Below are 19833 nucleotides of genomic sequence, written 5' to 3' on the forward strand. Positions count from 1 at the left end.
TTTGATGGTTAACCTTGGTATCCTTTATTCTTAATTTTACCGCCAAAATGGCGACATAGTTTTCTGAAATTTAGTTATCCTATTTGATAAGTTATCTACCCAAATGAACCTAGCAAACCGAGATTGAAATCTTGAACTAAGACAATACTGTTAACTCTTGAGAAGTTAACAGTTAACTTATCATGACTTACCCAAAGTTCATGACTTACCCAAAACTCGGAACCAAACGCGCTTATGTAGTTATAGTGTAGTTATCTAGTAGCTTGCCTTAATAACAAACCCTAGACGTAGATTGAATACGTAAGTCCTGTGTTGTTATGGTCTACAGATTTCCTTGTGGTTGTAGGGTCACGACTATGTCCGATAAATTCATCAGTGATGAGTCTAATCACATTGGGTATTCTGCTTACTGTATCGAAGAGTATATTAAGCAAGTTGACACTCCCCGCTAATCGCGAGACGGGGATTCTTCACTCAACGAGCCAGCTTGCTGAACCTGATTCGCCGTAGGCGACGCTTCGCGAACGGAACCAAGAACAGTAGAGGCCGATTCTCCTGAAGCGTTTGGATTAATAATCCAGGTTCCGGTGTGCCCCACCGTACCCAAGGCTCTGTTGAGAATATTAATCGCAGCGTTGTGGTCACGGTCTAATTCACAGCCACATTCGCAGGCGTGAGTCCTAGTTGACAGTGATTTTTTGACCACTTCGCCGCATTCAGAGCAATTTTGACTTGTATAAGCAGGGTTTACCGCAACGGTTACTCTGCTAAATTTCCTGCCAAAATGCTCTAACCATTTTCTAAATTGATACCAACCTGCGTCATTAATAGATTTAGCAAGACAGTGATTTTTTACTAAATTCTTAACTCTCAAATCTTCATAGGCGACCAGGTCGTTAGACCGAATTACGCAACGCGCCAGTCTCTTAGCGTGTTCTTCACGTTGCCTACTTATTTTGAGGTGCTGTCTGCCTAATCTATTGACAGCTTTTTTACGATTGGATGAGCCTTTCTTTTTCCGGGAAACCCGGCGCTGATAAAACTTTAATCGCTTTTCCCCAAATCTGTAAAACCGAGGATTGGGCTGCGTGTTGCCCATAGAGTCGGTATAGAACTCTTTTAGCCCTACATCCAACCCAATAGTCGAATGACTTGGTTCTAGTTGTTCACTTACATCAACTGAGATGCAGAACTGAACATAGTAACCATCAGCCCTTTTGACTATACGGACTCGCTTAATTAGTTTTTGTTCGCGTAGCGTCGGCTTTGCCGAATCGAAGCGCCATAAGTCCCATGTACCCTTGAGTTTTAGCTTTCCGATTCCCTTTTTATCACTGAATACGATCGATTTTTTGTCAGGAGAAAGTTTCCATCCTGACTGCTTGTACTCAACCGACCTACAGTGTTTCTTGAACTTAGGAAAGCCTTTCTTTCCAGGTACTTTCTTTTTACAATTTTCAAGGAAGCGAGATATCGATGACCACGCCCTTTCTGCCGCAGCTTGTCGGGCTGTCGAGTTTAACTCATTAGCAAACGGGAAGTTCTTGGCTAGTATTTTGGAGTATTTACTAAGGTCATACTTGCCAGTTCCCTTCTTATCCATCCACAAGCGGATGCAGCTATTCCGGATAAATTTGACTGTCCGAATTGCCTGATCAATAGCCTGATATTGAATGGGTTTTCCGTACGCTTTAAATTCTAGTATGATCATTGACCTGCGGTCACGCTACGCGAACGAATCTCGACCTCTCCTCGATATATTATTACGCTAACACTATCAGTGTAAATCGTCAAGTCAAGACAGAATCTTTTTCTCACGGCGACTAAAGTCGCTACCTGACTTTCATCCCGGAGACGAAACCTTACCTGACTTTCATCCCGGAGACGAAACCTTAGAATAGTGCAGCCTTACAACAAAACCTGTCACCTTTTATGCATAGCCTACCAACTTGCTTTGGCTGCACTATTCTTGCGGTAACTTCTGACCCGGTTTAAAAACGCGGGGCTTTCAGTCTTGGGAATTCCGTAATCGTGATTGGGTAAGGGAGATGATGATTCGTGGTCAAGCGTCTGTGAATGAATTTTGCCTCGAAAAGATTGACCTAGAACAGGTGAAAGGTTGAAGGTTGAACGCGCTTCGCAGCAAAGCGGGACGCGCGTTCAACCTTCAACTGCTTTAGCCTACTGTGGAAGAAACTAACTCCCGTTCTTCTACCACATCAGGATTGGCTTGAGGAGTATCCACCTCAGAAGGTGGTACCACTTGCCAGAATTTGGGCAGATATTCAGACCAGTTGTCCAGAATCATGTGGGCTTTCGGGCTTCCAGTCCGAGTGGCATGGTCTTGAATTAAGCCTTTCAACTGCTGCTCTCCAGCCGCTGAAATCACCCGTTGAATCTTGACATCCTGGTTCACTTTGGCGGGAAAACTCTCCTCTTCATCTAGGAAGTAGGCTAAACCACCAGTCATACCAGCACCTACATTGCGTCCCACTTTTCCTAAGACTACAATTACACCACCGGTCATGTATTCACAGCAGTGATCACCAGCTGCCTCAATCACAGCATACCCCTTGGAGTTGCGCACACCAAACCGCTCACCAGCACCGCCATGGGCAAATAATGTTCCGCCAGTGGCACCGTAGAGGCAGGTGTTACCTACAATGACATTGTTAGCTGGGTCGTAGGTGGCATCAGTGGGTGGTTTGATAATAATTTCACCACCATGCATCCCTTTACCTACATAGTCATTCGCTTCACCAGTTAAAATCAGGGTCATACTAGGCAGGTTAAAGGCACCAAAGCTTTGACCGGCAGCCCCCTTGAAGTTGAGAGTAATGTGTCCATCAAAACCAGTGTTACCATACTGCTTGGCAATTACCCCAGCAATTCGAGCTCCTACAGTACGGTCAGTGTTCACGATGTCCACATCTTTAGTCACGGACCCATGATTTTGAATAGCATTCGTCAGGTCAGCGTCAGCCAGCAGTTGATCATCTAGCACTGCTCCGTTGCTGTGTACATCTTTATGGTTGAGCCAACTGCGGTTTGTGCGAGTATCAGGCAGCTGAGTCAGACAATCTAGATTCAGCATAGATGTCTTAGTCAACTCAAGGTCCTCCCGGACTTTGAGTAGATCAGCCCGACCAATGATATCCTTTAAGGAACGGTAACCTAGTTTGGCAAGAAGCGATCGCACTTCCTCAGCCACAAAGTAGAAGAAGTTGACCACGTGGCCTGGAATCCCGCTAAAGCGCTGGCGCAAGCGTTCTTGCTGAGTAGCAACCCCTACAGGACATTGATTGGTATGGCAAATCCGTGCCATAATGCAACCTTCAGCAATCATCGATACCGAACCGAAACCGTACTCTTCTCCTCCCATCAAGGCAGCCATCAGTACGTCCCAACCAGTTTTTAAGCCACCATCTACCCGCAACAAAACGCGATCGCGTAGTTGGTTTTCCATCAAGATCCGATGTACTTCAGTTACTCCCAGTTCCCAAGGCGTTCCAGCGTGCTTAATCGAACTCAGGGGAGATGCTCCAGTACCCCCATCATGACCAGAAATTTGGATTACATCCGCATTCGCTTTAGCTACCCCAGCCGCAACAGTTCCAATCCCAATTTCTGCCACCAACTTCACAGATACCTTAGCTTGAGGGTTAATCTGATGCAAATCAAAAATCAGCTGCGCTAGGTCTTCAATAGAATAGATATCATGATGGGGTGGTGGGGAAATTAGGGTTACCCCTGGCTTAGAACGCCGCAGCTTAGCAATGTAGGGACTGACCTTCTTACCCGGTAACTGACCCCCTTCCCCTGGCTTAGCACCTTGAGCAATCTTAATTTCTAACTGCTTCCCACTCATCAGGTACTCTGGTGTTACTCCAAAGCGACCAGATGCTACTTGCTTAACCGCAGACGAAGCAACATCCCCATTACGTAACCCCTTTAAGTGAGGTAGAGTTGGAGAATGACCAGTCTGATCCACATCATTCAGAATGCTGAAGCGCACTGGGTCTTCTCCTCCTTCACCACTGTTGGATTTACCGCCAATCCGGTTCATCGCAATAGCTAGAGTTTCGTGAGCTTCTCGGGATAGAGAGCCTAGGGACATCGCGCCAGTACAGAAACGCTTGACAATTTCCTCAACAGCTTCTACTTCCTCAATCGGAATAGTAGGTTGGTCGCTGTTGAAGTCCAACAAATCTCGTAGTGCAGTTGCTGGACGCTCTTCCAACAGTTTGCGATACACATCGTAGTGGTCGTAAGCTTCTTTGTTAGCGTCAAGGCTTGAAGGTTTAACCTGCAACTTGCTAACTTCCAACTCTTTGTGATTTTTACCGTTACCGTTGTTAGAGGATTGGTCACGGACGAAAGAGGAAACCGCCTTGTGTAGGGCTTTAGACATTTCAGGGCTGTTCATGTGATACTCGCCCCGAGGACGGTAATTGATAAAGCCAAAGTTTTCCAGTTTCTTAGCAGTCAGGGGGAAAGCCCGCTTGTGAAACTCCATCACTTCCTGAGCTAAATCAGCAATATTCAAACCTCCCAGCCGAGATGTAGTTCCCTTAAAGGCTACTGCCAATAAATCCCGACCAATGCCAATTGCTTCAAAAATCTGAGCGCCATGGTAAGACGATAATAGGGAAATTCCCATCTTAGATAGGATTTTCAATAAACCTGCTTCTACCGCCTTGCGATAATTTTTCTGAGCTTGGTCTATAGTCAGGCTTTCCAGTTTCCCCTGGGCCATCAATTTCTGAGTCTTAGAATTAGCCCACCAATTCCGTACCGATTCCCAAGCCAAATAAGGACAAACTGCTGATGCACCATAACCAATTAAGCAAGCATAGTGATGAGTACTCCAGCATTGAGCCGTTTCCACAATAATAGATGCCTTCATCCTTAATCCTTGAGAGATCAGGTGGTGGTGAACCGCACCTACAGCCAACATCGGTGGAATATAGGAGTAGTTTTCAGAAAGCCCTCCAGCAGTTTTATCACTCAAAATCAGAATCTTTTTGCCAGCCCTTACCGACTCAGCGGCTTGGTCACAAAGACGATTCACCGCTACGTCTAGCCCCCCCGGACCAGTAGCAATTTCAAATAAAGTAGAGAGTTCAGCCGTCTCAAACCCTGACCCTTTCACCGCTGCCAACTCCGCCTCATTGAGGACTGGGGTTTCCAGGTTTAACAACTGGGCGTACTCCGGCTTAGCTTCTAAGATATTCCCGCGCTCACCCAGCTCTATACTCAACGACATCACCAAACTTTCCCGCAGAGGGTCAATGGGTGGGTTAGTGACCTGGGCAAAGCGTTGTTTAAAATAGTCATAGAGTAGCCGAGGCTTATTGGAGAGTACCGCCAAGGGAATATCATCTCCCATACAGAAGGTAGGTTCTTTCCCCTGGGTGCTCATCGGCTGGATGATCATCTCCACATCCTCAGCAGTGTAGCCAAAAGCTGTCTGCTGACGCAGTAACTCAGCAGCCTCTTGTTCAGGAGCCTCAGTAAAGGGTTGGGGTTCCAATTTTACACGATACTGCTTCAGCCACTGACCATAGGGTTGTTGAGCTGCCACCCGTTGCTTGATATCCCAGTTTTTTAGAATTTCGTTGCTTTCCAGGTCAACAGCAATCATTTGCCCTGGTCCGAGTCTGCCCTTTTCCACAATCTCGGATTCTGGCAAGTCCACTACCCCCACTTCTGATGCCACCACCACATAGCCATCCCGGGTAATGCTATAACGAGCCGGTCGTAATCCATTCCGGTCTAGGCTGGCTCCCACTGTTTTCCCATCACTGAATACTAATAGCGCTGGACCATCCCAAGCTTCCTGAATTCCACTGTAGTATTCATAAAAATCAACAATTTCCGGATAGTTATCCAAATCCGGCTGATTTTGGTAAGCCTCCGGCACCATGATCATTAATCCGGTCAGAGGACTGCGTCCAGATTGCACCAGTAATTCAAATACATTATCTAGGATGGCTGAGTCACTGTTTTCTGGATTGATAATAGGCTTGATCTCATCTAAGGAGTTATTTGGTTTAAGGTTGGTTTGAGAACCTTCAACCTTCAACCCTTTTTCCCAAACTGGATGAGCCAAGTCAGCCTCCCGGGCTATCATCCAGTTGACATTGCCCAACAGAGTATTAATCTCACCATTATGTCCCAACAAGCGCATCGGTTGAGCGAGGGGCCACTTGGGCATAGTATTCGTGCTAAAGCGTCGATGATAGACAGCAAACCCACTCTGGTAATCAGGATTTTTTAAGTCTAAATAAAACTCTCCAAGTACCTCTGAGCGCACCATGCCTTTGTAGACAATCGTGCGACTGGAAAAGGAGCAAAAATACCAATCCTCAGGCACTCGGATGGTACTCTGAGATTTTAGTGCCTTAGCAATGCGACAGCGAGTTTTGAACAGCAAACGCTCCAGTTCATCTCCTATCTCCCCTTCAGAGGCTACGATCAACTGTTCCATATGGGGTTGATTGGCTTTCGCTTGGATACCCAGGATCTCTGAGCGTACTGGTACCACACGCCAGCCTAATACCTTTAAGCCTTCTTGAGCAAGGACTTCCTCAACAATTGACTTCCCTTGCCTAACCAACGTCTCATCTTGAGGCAAGAATACCATCCCAACTCCCAACTGCTCCGTAGGAGGCTGGTCAATTCCTTGTTCGGTCAACCATTTTTCCAACAGTTTCCAGGGAATAGCAGTCAATAAGCCTGCACCATCCCCTGAATCTTGGTCAGCACTACACCCTCCCCGGTGTTCTAAACAACCCAGTGCCACTAGAGCTTGTTCAATCAATTTATGGGTAGCGATACCCTGCCCAGACGCAATAAAGCCAACCCCACAGGCATCTCGTTCCTCCACCAACCAACGTTGACCTGGATAGGGTATCCTTTTGTGATACTGTTGTAGATCTTCCTGGTTTTTCTGGTTATCGATATTATTCATCCAATTATTATTCACGGTGTTTAGTGATGCTTTCATTACAGATTGAGGACTATTAACCTAGTAGCAGTGACCTATAGACTGCTACTAGGCTGGAAAAATCAACAATGATTGACCATCAATGGTGAGCCAGAAGTTGGTTGGGTCTAATCCCGATTCCCTGGGTGAAACAATCTATCAAGCTTTTTTCCCTTAGACACTCCTATCCTGAGTATCCAATGAAATCTGGTCAGCTGCTGACAAAAAAGCTACATCCTCCGACACAGAGCAACCGATGTAGTTAACCATTACAGGTTTTACCAGTAGCAACACGTAAGCGTGCTTCAACAATGGCATGCAACTAACCACCTAGCTGATGACCAAAGTGACCAGGGTTCCATGACGCTGGCATAAATCCTAGAAACTTACATATATAGGTGGATAGTCATGATATAAGAAATAGGTTAGGGATAGCAATACCTAATTTCTCCATAAACCTACTGAAAATTTTACTCTCGAAGAAATTGGTGGATTTACCGTAGCAGTGATCCATACCATTGAGCGAAACTCAAAATAGCTTTCTTAACGACTCTTTTCCACTGACAGGACTTGATTTTGTCACAGTAGCCTTCATCACAGTATTAGTTTAGACCAGGTGGCATCTCCTCCCTAAATGCCTAGGTATTAGGCTCATAGTCTTAGGTATTAGAACAGGGGGAGTTGAGAGCCTCCGTGCTTGACCCGGAGCGCTTCTTATTTTTTTAGAACCCCCTTAGCCTAAATGCCTAGAGCCTAAATACCTAGAACTGTAAGCATTCAGCCGTCAGCGGTCAGCCGTGAGCCTTTGGCTCACGCTGCGCGAACAGCTTTCGGTAATTCAGATTAAACGAATGCTTAGCTGTTTGATTCAAAAGCTGTTCGGTGTAGCGTGCTCATAGCCCATAAGCACATCAACTAGCGTGCCCATAGCCCATAAGCTGTTCGCGTAGCGTGCGCGTAGCGCTTAAGCTAATGGCTGATAGCTGAATGCTTACCTAGAACTTAGTTGAAGAGTATGTGAAATTAGACCTTCTGTATAGTTTGTGTTGACTGATTTAGGTTATGAAAGGATAGCTTTCAGCCAAATCAGTCCTTTGAGGAAACAGGCTACTAGCAGCAACAAATGCTCAATGGAACCCTTTGATGGCGACTAGAGTAACACCAAAGACCAGAATTGATACTACAAAAGTGTGGACTCAGATCTCCAAGCTAGCCATTACCCTCTTGCTCGTAATTCTATTCCCAGCATCCGTAGCTACGGCAAATAGGCGAGTTGGAGCAATTGAACCCCTAATCTTAAATAGCTTTAAAGAGTTATTGAACCAGTTGCCCCCAGCAGCTGAAGATACCCCTGTCCTAGTTCAAGGTTTATCCCAAACAACCCAGGAGAACATCCTAGTTTTAAAGGGCAAGAAACTATTGGAAGAGCTACCCCCCATGCCTGATAACACCTTAGAGGTGGAGTTGCTCTCTGTCCCACCCCAGGTGATCCGACAAGGGGTTCAAGTGTATTTAAATGGTCAACAGATCAACTTACCTTGGCAGCAATGGTTAGTGGGAACCTCAGTACGGACTGGCATCAGTGATGTAGGAGCGATGCAAACCTTGGGCATAGAAATGCTCAACAGTAAAGATTATACCAAGCAACCGATCCGGTGGTTTTCTAAACCCCGGAGTACATCAGTAGTCTTCCCCAGCCAAGTTAGTGGTGCTTATCGATATCTAGATATTACCGATTTTGCCAAAACAGCAGGTTGGCAGTTGCAAGTTCAGGGGGATAAGCTTTATATCTCTTCCATGCCAGCCAGGGTGAAGACTATCCGCCAGGGACGTCAGCCTTGGGGTAATCGTATTGTTCTTGATTTAGACCGCCCAACCTTCTGGCAAGTCAATGAGCGACCCACTGAAGCTGTTATTACAGTAGCTGCCTCAGCCGACCCGTCACTAGTCAGGGGTTTTAATGCTCTAGAGGCTGCCAAGATCCAAAAACCATTAGATGTAGCTCCCATTTCCGTGGGCGCTCCTATGGATAAACCAGTGATCCGCTTAGAAAGCCATCAGAACCAAACTAGGGTCCGGGTGGATTTCCCCAAAGGTAAACGTCTGCGAGTTTTTACCTTGCCTAACCCGTTTCGATTGGTCATTGATTTGCGACCCGATGCCATGGTCAAGAAAGATATTCTCTGGGCACCTGGCATTCAGTGGCGTCAGCAGTTGATTAGTCTCAAAGATACTAGTTTCCCAGTGGTGTGGCTGGAGGTTGATCCCAAATCTCAGCGATTGCGCCTCAGACCGATTGGCAGTAATGCTACGACCCAAGTGGGAACAGCCCCACTAATTAAAGCTGCTCAGTGGTGGCAAGCATCTGCTGCGATTAATGCTGGTTTTTTCAACCGTAACAACCAATTGCCCTTAGGAGCAATTCGCCGTGACAGTCGATGGTTATCCGGTCCAATTTTGAACCGGGGAGCGATCGCTTGGAATGATCGCGGTCACGTTAAACTGGGACGACTCAGCCTCAGCGAAACCTTAGTTACGTCACACCGAAAGCGTTTGCCAGTACTATTCCTCAACAGTGGTTATGTCAAAGCTGGCATTGCCCGCTACACTCGCGCCTTTGGACCAACCTACACTCCCTTAATTGATCATGAAATCATCGTAGTTGTCCAGAACAACTCGGTCACCGATCTGTTGCCTGGAGGACTTGCGGGTCAGCAAGCCTTTCCTATCCCCGACCATGGCTATCTAGTTACCCTTAGAGCCAACAGCACAGCTGTTAATGATCTGAGTATTGGTACCCAAGTGCGAATTGAGGGGAGTACGTTTCCCGCTGACTTCAATGGCTACCCCCATATTCTCGGTGGTGGACCACTGCTAGTACAAGATCGAAAAATTGTTTTAGATGGCAAATCGGAACAATTTAGTGATGCCTTTATTCAGCAGTCTGCTCCACGCAGTGCTATCGGAACCACTGCTAATGGCACATTGATTATTGCTGCTTTTCACCATAGTCATACTCGACGTGGCCCAACGTTAAGGGAAACAGCTCAGTTGATGCAAAAATTGGGAGCTATTAATGCCCTCAATCTCGACGGGGGTAGCTCAACTGGACTTTATCTAGGTGGTCAACTCCTAGATCGGTCTCCCTATACAGCAGCACCAGTTAACAATGGTCTGGGCATCTTTTTTACACCTGTTCCCTAATAGTTTAAGAATTATGAAGTATTAAGTATGAAGGAAGTATGAAGTGATCAGATTTATTAAGATTTTTAGAAATCACGAATCCCTTAACTATAGGTTTATTCAGCTTAAACTTAGGTGAATAAACCTATATAAGAGTGTAAAGAGTTTATATAAATTTAGGTGTTCGACTAATCTAACATTAAAAATTTAGTTATAGTTTGCTAAGTTTAGTGATAGTCAATTACCCTTGATTTTGTATAACCTAGAATTAGTAACCAATTACTAAACTTTCCCAAAATCACTTAGCTAGACGTTTTCAGGAGCAAAACCATGGTTCAGTCAAAAGAAATGTCTCAAGTTTCGGCAATTACCCTACAGTCATCTCGAGTACCTGAAGGCGTTGCCGCTACAGAACTCAGACCTTGGGGGTCTTTCACTGTCTTAGAAGAAGGACGGGGATACAAAATCAAGCGCATTGAAGTTAAGCCTGGTCATCGCTTAAGTTTACAGATGCACTACCATAGGAGCGAACACTGGATTGTTGTCAGTGGTACAGCTAAAGTTATTTGTGGCGATAAAGAAGAAATTATTCATCAAAATCAATCAACCTATGTTCCCCAAGGCCATGCTCATCGCCTAGAGAATCCTGGTGTTATTCCCCTCGTTTTAATTGAAGTTCAGAATGGAGAATACCTCGGAGAAGATGACATTATTCGCTTTGAAGATGACTATGCCCGTAGCAAACCAGAAGGCAAATAGATTGAGTCATTAGTTGTAAGTTTTTAGTTAGTAGTCATTAGTCATTAGTTGTAAGTCTTTAGGATGCCAAAAAAAAAGCCTTTTGGTAGTGGCAAATTAAATGACTAATGATTAATGACTATTCCTTTTTGAGGTAACATTAGCTGGTGCTAGTTGTTGCGTATAGTTAGTATCGTTAATGATTAAACTGAGTAAAGCTGCTGCGAGTGAGATTAGACGTGTACAGTCCAAGCGTCAAAAGCCAGATGCCAAATTACGTCTAGGTGTCCGCGAAGGTGGGTGTGCTGATTTTTACTACACTATTGACTTTGAGCAAGTGATCAATTCTGAGGATCAGGTCTATGAGTGTGATGGCATCAGTGTTATAGTAGACCCCGAAAGCCTAAAAACTATCAATGGCTTAACTCTAGATTACTCAGAAGACCTGATGGGAGGAGGATTTCGCTTCCATAACCCTAACGCTTCAGAAAGCTGCGGCTGCGGTAATTCCTTTCGTATAGACCCATCCAAGGCTCCAGATTGACACCAGAGTGTTATTATTGGTATAATTAGCATTGGTTTGTTTGTAGTTGATTAAGCTAAATCAACCAATGTTTATTAAGCCGTAACTCATGCCCACCATTCAGCAGCTCATTAGTAACGAGCGCTTCAAAGCTAAGAAGAAAACTAAGTCCCCAGCGCTGAAACAATGTCCCCAGCGCCGTGGTGTTTGTACTAGGGTGTTCACAACTACACCCAAAAAACCAAACTCCGCCTTACGAAAGGTGGCAAGGGTTCGTCTGACTTCAGGATTTGAAGTAACAGCCTATATTCCCGGTATTGGTCATAACCTACAAGAACACTCCGTCGTGATGATCAGAGGCGGTCGTGTGAAGGACTTACCTGGAGTGCGATATCACATTATTCGGGGTACCCTTGATACGGCAGGAGTTAAGGATCGGCGTCAAGGTCGCTCTAAGTATGGGACAAAGCGCCCTAAGTAAACTTACGAGAATTGACCCCTCTTCTACAGTAAGAGACTTTCAGCAGTAGAGTTGCTGTGTTTTCACCCACACCCATCTAAACCCCAAGGGGACTTCCGTTATAGCCCTTAGACAAGCGCGGAAAACGGGGCGTATAAAGTGATCCCGCAGGTGACCCACACAGCCCCTTGGGAATTGGAGAGTAGAACTGTTGCCCTTCCTTGATCATTTGAGCATTATTAATAATTAATGCGCTCGAAAGAGTAGCGGTTTGTGCGCAAGCTGAAAAGCCTCTGAATCAAGCATAAACCAAAAATTTAAAAAGTAAGCCCAATAGTTTTATTGGAGGGTTTAGAGGCTGTTTGGCTCAGCCATTAAGAGTGTAAAATTCTTAAGAATCCCAGCGACCTAGGAGCCGCTACGCGAACGCTATAATCTACGGGCTTTGCCCGACGCGGGGCGGGTTCGGTTTAGCTACGGGAGTGTCAAAAGCTAACTGTATCACCAGGGTTAATCACACCAGGGTTAATCACACTAGGGTTAATCACAGGAGTGTAGTTGTTTGCCTTGGGTAATTTTTAAGAGTACACTGTATTTTTGATTTTTTCTTAAGCTTACTTATGTCTCGTCGCTCAGTTGTTAAAAAGCGTCCTGTCCCCCCTGACCCACTTTACAACAGTCGCCTGATTTGTATGTTGGGGTGTAGACTGATGCGTCATGGCAAGAAATCTCTTGCCTACCGAATTATCTATGACGCAATGAAAATCATTGAAGAAAGAACTGGATCTGATCCCATAGAAACCTTTGAAAAAGCTGTGCGTAACCTGACGCCTCTAGTAGAAGTCAAGGCTCGCCGGGTTGGTGGGGCAACCTATCAGGTTCCTATGGAAGTAAAGGCTGAGCGAGGGACTACTCTAGCCCTACGCTGGCTGATTAAATTCTCCAGAAGTCGCTCCGGTCGCAGCATGGCTAGCAAATTGGCTAATGAGCTGATGGATGCTGCCAATGAAACGGGAAATGCGATTCGCAAGCGTGAAGAAACCCATAGAATGGCAGAGGCAAATAAAGCTTTTGCCCACTATCGGTACTAATTATCCTAAAAAGCCTATAACAAGAACCTGGTAGCTATAGGATAATGTCCACAAATGCCTAAAAAAACTTAAAAAAAGTATAAAATTGTAAATAGATAGCTACCTGGTGAGGAAATGGTGGCACCAGACAAAGGAGGTAACCGTGGCACGCACCATCCCGCTTGAGAAAACACGCAATATCGGCATTGCAGCTCATATTGATGCGGGCAAAACAACAACAACTGAACGAATCCTGTTTTATTCCGGAATTGTTCACAAAATTGGTGAAGTCCATGAAGGTACAGCTGTAACTGATTGGATGGACCAAGAGCGGGAGCGGGGAATCACGATCACTGCTGCTGCGATTAGCACCAACTGGCGAGAGCATCGGATTAATATTATCGATACTCCCGGTCACGTTGACTTCACCATTGAAGTGGAGCGCTCCATGCGGGTATTGGATGGTGTGATTGCTGTGTTTTGCTCTGTAGGTGGTGTCCAGCCTCAGTCTGAAACCGTCTGGCGGCAAGCAGACCGCTATCAGGTACCTCGAATTGCGTTTGTTAATAAAATGGACCGCACAGGAGCAAACTTCTTCAAGGTCTATGAGCAAGTTCGTGACCGATTGCGCTCCAATGCTGTTCCCATCCAAATCCCGATTGGTAGTGAAAGCGAATTTAGAGGCATTGTTGACTTGGTGCGGATGCGAGCCAAGATATACACCAATGACCTGGGAACTGACATCGAAGATACAGAAATTCCTGAAGAGGTCAAAGAGCAAGCCGAAGAATACCGTGCCAAACTAGTGGAATCGGTGGCTGAAACTGATGAGGCGTTAATTGAGAAGTACCTTGAAGGAGAGGAAATCACGGCAGAGGAAATTCGTGAAGCCCTGCGCAAAGGAACCATTGAGGGCAGAATCGTTCCTATGTTGTGTGGCTCTGCATTCAAGAACAAAGGGGTTCAGCTGCTGTTGGATGCGGTTATTGATTACCTACCAGCTCCGATTGATGTTCCGCCAATTCAAGGTACTATGCCTAAGGGTGAAACCGTCGAGCGGGTGGCTGATGACGAAGCTCCTATGTCAGCTCTGGCATTCAAGATTATGGCAGACCCCTATGGTCGCCTAACTTTCCTGCGGGTATACTCTGGGGTACTCAAGAAGGGGAGCTATATCCTCAATTCCACTAAGGGTAAGAAGGAACGGATATCTCGGTTGATTGTCTTAAAGGCTGATGACCGCATTGAAGTAGAGGAGTTGCGGGCTGGAGACTTGGGTGCTGCCGTTGGTTTAAAGCATACTATCACTGGGGATACTATTTGTGACGAACAGTCTCCGATTATTTTGGAATCCCTCTTTATTCCAGAACCAGTGATCTCGGTGGCAGTAGAGCCAAAAACCAAGCAGGATATGGAGAAGCTATCCAAAGCCCTCCAAGCCCTATCTGAAGAAGACCCTACCTTCCGGGTCAGCATTGACCCAGAAACCAACCAAACCGTGATTGCGGGCATGGGTGAGCTGCACTTGGAAATCCTGGTAGACCGGATGCTGCGAGAGTTTAAGGTAGAAGCGAATGTGGGCGCTCCCCAGGTAGCCTATCGAGAGACGATTCGTAAATCAGTCCAGGCGGAAGGTAAATTTATCCGTCAAAGTGGCGGTAAAGGTCAGTATGGTCACGTTATTGTTGAATTGGAACCAGGAGATACTGGTAGTGGTTTTGAATTTGTCTCCAAGATCGTAGGTGGTTCTGTACCGAGAGAGTACATCTCTCCTGCTGAACAGGGGATGAAGGAAGCCTGTGAATCGGGAATTCTAGCAGGGTATCCAGTGATCGACGTCAAAGTTACCCTAGTAGATGGGTCTTATCACGACGTAGACTCTTCAGAAATGGCATTTAAGATTGCTGGTTCTATGGCCATGCGGAATGCTGTGATGAAGGCTGCGCCAGTACTCCTAGAGCCTATGATGAAAGTTGAGGTGGAAGTGCCGGAAGACTTCCTTGGGGATGTCATGGGTGACCTCAACTCCCGCCGTGGCCAGATTGAAGGTATGGGTTCTGAAGACGGCATTGCCAAAGTAACTGCTAAAGTTCCATTAGCAGAGATGTTTGGTTATGCTACGGATATCCGGTCTAAGACCCAAGGTCGGGGTATTTTCTCTATGGAGTTTAAAACCTATGATGAAGTACCTCGCAATGTGGCAGAAGCCATCATTGCTAAGAATCAAGGGAACGCATAACAAAAAAAAGGAACATGTAATTCATGGCACGCGAAAAGTTTGAAAGGAATAAACCCCACGTCAACATTGGCACGATTGGTCACGTAGACCACGGCAAGACGACCCTAACTGCTGCGATTACTATGACATTGGCGGCTCAAGGGAAGGCAAAAGCGAGGAACTACGAGGAGATTGATGCAGCTCCTGAGGAAAAAGCACGGGGGATTACCATCAATACTGCTCATGTGGAGTACGAAACCGAAAATCGCCACTATGCCCACGTAGATTGCCCAGGCCACGCTGACTATGTGAAAAACATGATCACGGGTGCGGCGCAAATGGATGGGGCAATTCTGGTGGTTTCTGCCGCTGACGGTGCCATGCCACAAACTAAAGAACATATCCTCCTAGCTCGGCAGGTGGGAGTTCCTAACATCGTGGTTTTCTTAAATAAGAAAGACCAAGTAGATGATGAAGAACTCCTAGAGCTAGTAGAACTGGAAATTCGGGAACTGTTGAGCGAATACGACTTTGACGGGGACAATATCCCGATTGTGGCTGGGTCAGCCTTAATGGCTGTAAACGCCCTGACCGAGAATCCAAGCATTGCCAAAGGTGACAATGAGTGGACTGATGTGGTGCTATCACTGATGGAGAATGTAGACTCATACATTCCCACACCAGAGCGGGATGTGGATAAGCCATTCCTGATGGCAGTGGAAGATGTCTTCTCCATCACTGGTCGGGGAACTGTTGCCACCGGTCGAATCGAGCGGGGTAAGGTTAAAGTTGGTGAGACGGTAGAAATCATCGGGCTTAAAGAGACCCGTAACACCACAGTAACTGGTGTGGAAATGTTCCAGAAGACCCTAGACGAAGGGATGGCTGGAGACAATGTTGGGCTACTGCTGCGGGGTATCCAAAAAGAGAACATTGAGCGGGGTATGGTACTTGCCAAGCCCGGTTCAATCACCCCTCACACCAAGTTTGAATCTGAGGTATATGTCCTGAAGAAAGAAGAAGGTGGACGTCATACTCCCTTCTTCTCTGGCTATCGCCCTCAGTTCTATGTACGAACCACTGATGTGACTGGCACTATTGATGCCTTTACTGCTGACGATGGCTCTACAGCTGAGATGGTGATGCCAGGCGATCGCATCAAAATGACGGTGAGCCTGATTAACCCCATTGCGATTGAACAAGGAATGCGCTTTGCTATCCGTGAAGGTGGTCGCACCATCGGCTCAGGTGTGGTCAGTAAGATTCTCGAATAGCAGTACTCTAATATAGAGTAGGAGCAGGGAAGCTCTAGCTTCTCTGCTCTTTATTCATGTTTATTTACGCTAACAAAAGAACCTAGAAAATTAAAAAAATGGCAACTATTCAACAGCAGAAAATTCGGATTCGACTAAAAGCCTTTGATAGACGCTTGCTGGACACGTCCTGTGAGAAGATTGTAGATACAGCAAACCGCACAAATGCTACAGCTATTGGCCCGATTCCCTTACCCACTCGACGTCGTATTTACTGTGTTTTGCGATCGCCTCACGTTGATAAAGATTCTCGGGAACACTTTGAAACACGCACCCACCAACGGATTATTGATATTTATCAGCCTTCTTCAAAGACTATTGATGCTCTGATGAAATTGGATTTGCCTGCTGGAGTTGATATTGAAGTTAAACTTTGAGTATTTAAAGTCCCGGTAATCATTGATAAAATAAGATGATTGATAGCCTTTGGTTGATTGTTAATGGAAAATTGACAATCAACCAAAAATTATAAGTATTAAACTAGAATTAAAATCATAACTTATTAACTTGTCGTCTAAATAAACTAGAAAAGATATAAGGGGAAAACCCCACCAGGCTTCAGCAGTAAGATAGTGAGCCAAATATTCCACAAAAGCCTGGTCAAAGGTATTGTTATTGCTGCTCCCTGCGGGGGATACAAGTAAGTCATAAAGCAGACTGGATAAGGAAAGTAGCCCTCATGCTCTTGAGGGAATAGGGCAGTTTGTGAGTTTGTGACCTCACGGGGTGACAACAAAGCTCAAACCTAGATAGGTTTTAGGTTTTAGGTTTTAGGTTTTAGGTTTTGGGAAAATTACAGCGACTCGTGTTGTTGTATTTCCCAGCAGTTGAAGCAATTTTCAGCAATCCAACTGCATAGATAGTTTTAATCAACTACTACGCCATGACGATATTCGCGCTTCACCTAACCCCTAAAACCTAACCCCTGTAAGATTTTAAATTAGCTTGTCACTCCGTGAGGTATGTGAGGGTAAGAAAAGAGTAATTTTTGAAGCATCACCTGAAAAAAGGTCAAAGAATCGGTGTTGCTGATCCAAGAAATGGTTTCCTAAAAATAAAACCATGCAATGCCTCTGCATGTCATATTTATTGATGCATTGATGCAGTGATTAGTGATTTTTAAAGTATAAACAAATTTACCTTTCTGGTTAAGCATTCTACTACTGACGCAACACCAAAGAATTACCTATAATGAAAATTTAGTTACACCTCTTGATGTTCAGCAACGAGCTTAACGGAGAACAAAATGCGATCGCTAGCCACGTAGAAGGCGCAATTTTGGTACTTGCTCCGGTTGGTACAGGCAAAACTCGTGTTTTAGCAGAGCGGGTTTTATGTGCAATTAATCAGGGTATCTCTCCTCAACGAATTCTATGCCTGACCTTTACCAATCGAGCTGCCAAAGAAATGAGCGGGCGGTTATCTCAGTATTGTCCAGAACAACTACAACACCTAACAATTAAGACTTTTCATGGTTTGTGTGCCTCCATACTACGCATGGAAGCTCGTCAGATTGGACTGCCAACAGATTTCGTGATTTATGACGATAATGATTGTCTCGAATTGGTTAAGGAAGTTTTCCATGTATTGACAGATAGAGATGCCCAGCAGTTGTTTTCTAGCTTAGTTAAGTGCAAAATTCAGGCTGAAAACTGTCAATTATCTCTAGATAATCTGGTTGAAAATCTATATGCCCCATTAGGTAATAACTACGCTCAACGTGCTGCTCAGTATCAAACTATCCTTCAAAAGCGTCATGCCTTAGACTTTGCGGATCTGATATTTTATGTTCGTCTCATGGTACACCATGAACCAGAGATTAGCCAACGTTGGGCAGATAAGTTTGATTTTGTTCAAGTTGACGAAGTTCAAGATACCCATCTGTCAGAGTATGGTATTGTCAAGCACTTGGCTGCCAACAGTGGTAATTTAGGGATGATTGGAGATTTAGATCAGACGATTTATGAATGGCGAGGCTCTGAACCAGAGAAGGTAGTTAAACAATTTTATCATGATTTTAATCCTACAACTTATTCTTTAACCAGGAACTATCGAGCAACAAAAGTCCTGCTTAATGCTGCTTCTGGATTTGCCGATTCCTTTGAAAATCGACAAACAAACATTACACCAGCCCCTGAGTGTAAAGATGGTGAGTTGATTCAATTCCATTTAGCAAATAATGAGTGGAAAGAAGCAGAGTGGATTGGTGAACAAATCCAGCAACTAGCAAGTAAGCAAAAGGATTTTTTTTATAGTCGAGTAGCAGTTCTTGCTCGTAACCATAAACGCACAGAGATTATCAGTCAGATATTGGAGTGCATGGGTATTCCTTGTATTACAGTTGAGCGATTCCAATTTTTCATGCGACAGGAAGTCAAAGATGCTCTTGCTTACCTACGTCTGATTATAAATCCTTTTGATGCAGGGGCATTGCGTCGGATGTTGCTACGTCCAAGTCGTGGAATTGGTGATGGGACGATTAAAGCTGTTATTGAAGAAGGCAAAAATTGTGGCTTTAGTTTAACTGACATGGTATCAAGCCGCACATTTACAGATGGAGATCCTTTTAGTGAACTTTTAAGCGCCTATTCATCTGGAGTCGTAACAGTTTTTGACGTGGAAACAACAGGGTTTTCAGTGAGTCAAGATCAAGTGGTGGAAATTGCAGCAATTCGTCTAGTTGATGGGAAACCACAAGCTAGATTTCACGCTTATATTACTAATACCGTTAGCGTTGGTGACTCGGAAAGAATACACGGACATAGCGATCGCTTCTTGGCAGAAAATGGTAGAAATGCTAAGGATGTATTTGGTGAGTTCTTCAAGTTTGTCGGGGATTCTCTGCTAGTTGGACACAATGTGGGCTTTGATATTAAGATGGTGGCAGCTCAAGCTCAAAAAGCTGGTGTTAGTTATCCAAAAAAGCTGCAATGGGAGGACACCCTAGAACTAGCGAATCGTTTCATTGAATCTGAACGCTACAGTTTGGAAGTTTTGGCAGAGCATCTCAATCTTACCCACCTACCTAGCCATAAAGCAATGGATGATGTGGAAACGACGATTGATTTGTTGGCGCTACTCATACCTTTGGTTGAACGAAGAGCAGATTATCGTCAAGCTTTAGTGTACCGTTATGGTGAGGTATTTGAAGGACTTGCTGAACAGGTAGAGCACTGGCGCGATGTTAGCCAATCATTAAGACCTTCAGATTTGCTGGATAAAATATTGGTAGAATCTGGACTATACAATTATTATCAATCTGAAAAGAAACGCCTGCAAAATATCCCTGAGGGGGCGACGAAATAATCTAAAACGCAGACTCTATAAGTAATCTAGCCCT

Annotated in this window: 11 protein-coding genes; 9 read left to right on the forward strand and 2 right to left on the reverse strand. The window is 45.1% G+C overall.

All coding sequences use genetic code 11. The features are described from left to right. Positions 1-448 precede the first annotated feature (448 nt). Positions 449-1711, reverse strand: coding sequence for an RNA-guided endonuclease InsQ/TnpB family protein (locus AC4II3_RS03070; RefSeq protein WP_488009269.1), 1263 nt, complete (start codon positions 1709-1711; stop codon positions 449-451). Positions 1712-2176: 465 nt separating this feature from the next. After that, positions 2177-6973 (reverse strand): glutamate synthase-related protein, encoded by a 4797-nt coding sequence (locus AC4II3_RS03075; protein ID WP_488009277.1) that lies wholly within the window; start codon positions 6971-6973, stop codon positions 2177-2179. Between the two features lie 1158 nt (positions 6974-8131). On the opposite strand from AC4II3_RS03075, the gene AC4II3_RS03080 reads away from it, so the two are divergent. The 9 genes from AC4II3_RS03080 to AC4II3_RS03120 all read left to right on the forward strand — a co-directional run bounded on the left by AC4II3_RS03080 (position 8132) and on the right by AC4II3_RS03120 (position 19799). Beyond that, positions 8132-10192 carry a phosphodiester glycosidase family protein gene (locus AC4II3_RS03080; protein ID WP_488009267.1) on the forward strand — a complete coding sequence of 687 codons (2061 nt, stop codon included), beginning with the start codon at positions 8132-8134 and terminating at the stop codon, positions 10190-10192. A gap of 309 nt (positions 10193-10501) precedes the next feature. After that, complete coding sequence (locus tag AC4II3_RS03085) at positions 10502-10930, forward strand: cupin domain-containing protein (RefSeq protein ID WP_488009265.1); 429 nt, start codon at positions 10502-10504, stop codon at positions 10928-10930. Positions 10931-11108: 178 nt separating this feature from the next. Further along, positions 11109-11453 carry a HesB/IscA family protein gene (locus AC4II3_RS03090; protein ID WP_488009263.1) on the forward strand — a complete coding sequence of 115 codons (345 nt, stop codon included), beginning with the start codon at positions 11109-11111 and terminating at the stop codon, positions 11451-11453. Between the two features lie 88 nt (positions 11454-11541). After that, positions 11542-11913 (forward strand): 30S ribosomal protein S12, encoded by a 372-nt coding sequence (gene rpsL, locus AC4II3_RS03095; protein WP_008179640.1) that lies wholly within the window; start codon positions 11542-11544, stop codon positions 11911-11913. Positions 11914-12512: 599 nt separating this feature from the next. Beyond that, the gene (gene rpsG, locus AC4II3_RS03100; protein ID WP_488009261.1) at positions 12513-12983 is read left to right on the forward strand and encodes a 30S ribosomal protein S7; all 471 of its coding nucleotides are present in this window, start codon (positions 12513-12515) and stop codon (positions 12981-12983) included. Between the two features lie 142 nt (positions 12984-13125). Beyond that, a complete protein-coding gene (gene fusA, locus AC4II3_RS03105; protein ID WP_488009259.1) occupies positions 13126-15201 on the forward strand; it encodes an elongation factor G in 2076 nt (691 codons plus the stop codon). 23 nt (positions 15202-15224) lie between these two features. Beyond that, positions 15225-16454 carry an elongation factor Tu gene (gene tuf, locus AC4II3_RS03110; protein ID WP_488009257.1) on the forward strand — a complete coding sequence of 410 codons (1230 nt, stop codon included), beginning with the start codon at positions 15225-15227 and terminating at the stop codon, positions 16452-16454. A 98-nt stretch (positions 16455-16552) separates the two neighbouring features. Next, a complete protein-coding gene (gene rpsJ / locus AC4II3_RS03115; RefSeq protein ID WP_008179644.1) occupies positions 16553-16870 on the forward strand; it encodes a 30S ribosomal protein S10 in 318 nt (105 codons plus the stop codon). Between the two features lie 838 nt (positions 16871-17708). Continuing rightward, positions 17709-19799, forward strand: a complete 2091-nt coding sequence (locus AC4II3_RS03120) for a UvrD-helicase domain-containing protein (protein ID WP_488009254.1) — start codon at positions 17709-17711, stop codon at positions 19797-19799. The last annotated feature ends 34 nt before the right edge of the window (positions 19800-19833 follow it).

This window comes from Moorena sp. (assembly GCF_982860115.1).

Coding starts and splice junctions, on each gene's coding strand:
- rpsL (WP_008179640.1), top strand. CDS start 11,542: ATGCCCACCATTCAGCAGCTCATTAGTAACGAGCGCTTCAAAGCTAAG.
- tuf (WP_488009257.1), top strand. CDS start 15,225: ATGGCACGCGAAAAGTTTGAAAGGAATAAACCCCACGTCAACATTGGC.
- AC4II3_RS03080 (WP_488009267.1), top strand. CDS start 8,132: ATGGCGACTAGAGTAACACCAAAGACCAGAATTGATACTACAAAAGTG.
- AC4II3_RS03090 (WP_488009263.1), top strand. CDS start 11,109: ATGATTAAACTGAGTAAAGCTGCTGCGAGTGAGATTAGACGTGTACAG.
- rpsJ (WP_008179644.1), top strand. CDS start 16,553: ATGGCAACTATTCAACAGCAGAAAATTCGGATTCGACTAAAAGCCTTT.
- AC4II3_RS03075 (WP_488009277.1), bottom strand. CDS start 6,973: ATGAATAATATCGATAACCAGAAAAACCAGGAAGATCTACAACAGTAT.
- AC4II3_RS03085 (WP_488009265.1), top strand. CDS start 10,502: ATGGTTCAGTCAAAAGAAATGTCTCAAGTTTCGGCAATTACCCTACAG.
- AC4II3_RS03070 (WP_488009269.1), bottom strand. CDS start 1,711: ATGATCATACTAGAATTTAAAGCGTACGGAAAACCCATTCAATATCAG.
- AC4II3_RS03120 (WP_488009254.1), top strand. CDS start 17,709: ATGTTCAGCAACGAGCTTAACGGAGAACAAAATGCGATCGCTAGCCAC.
- rpsG (WP_488009261.1), top strand. CDS start 12,513: ATGTCTCGTCGCTCAGTTGTTAAAAAGCGTCCTGTCCCCCCTGACCCA.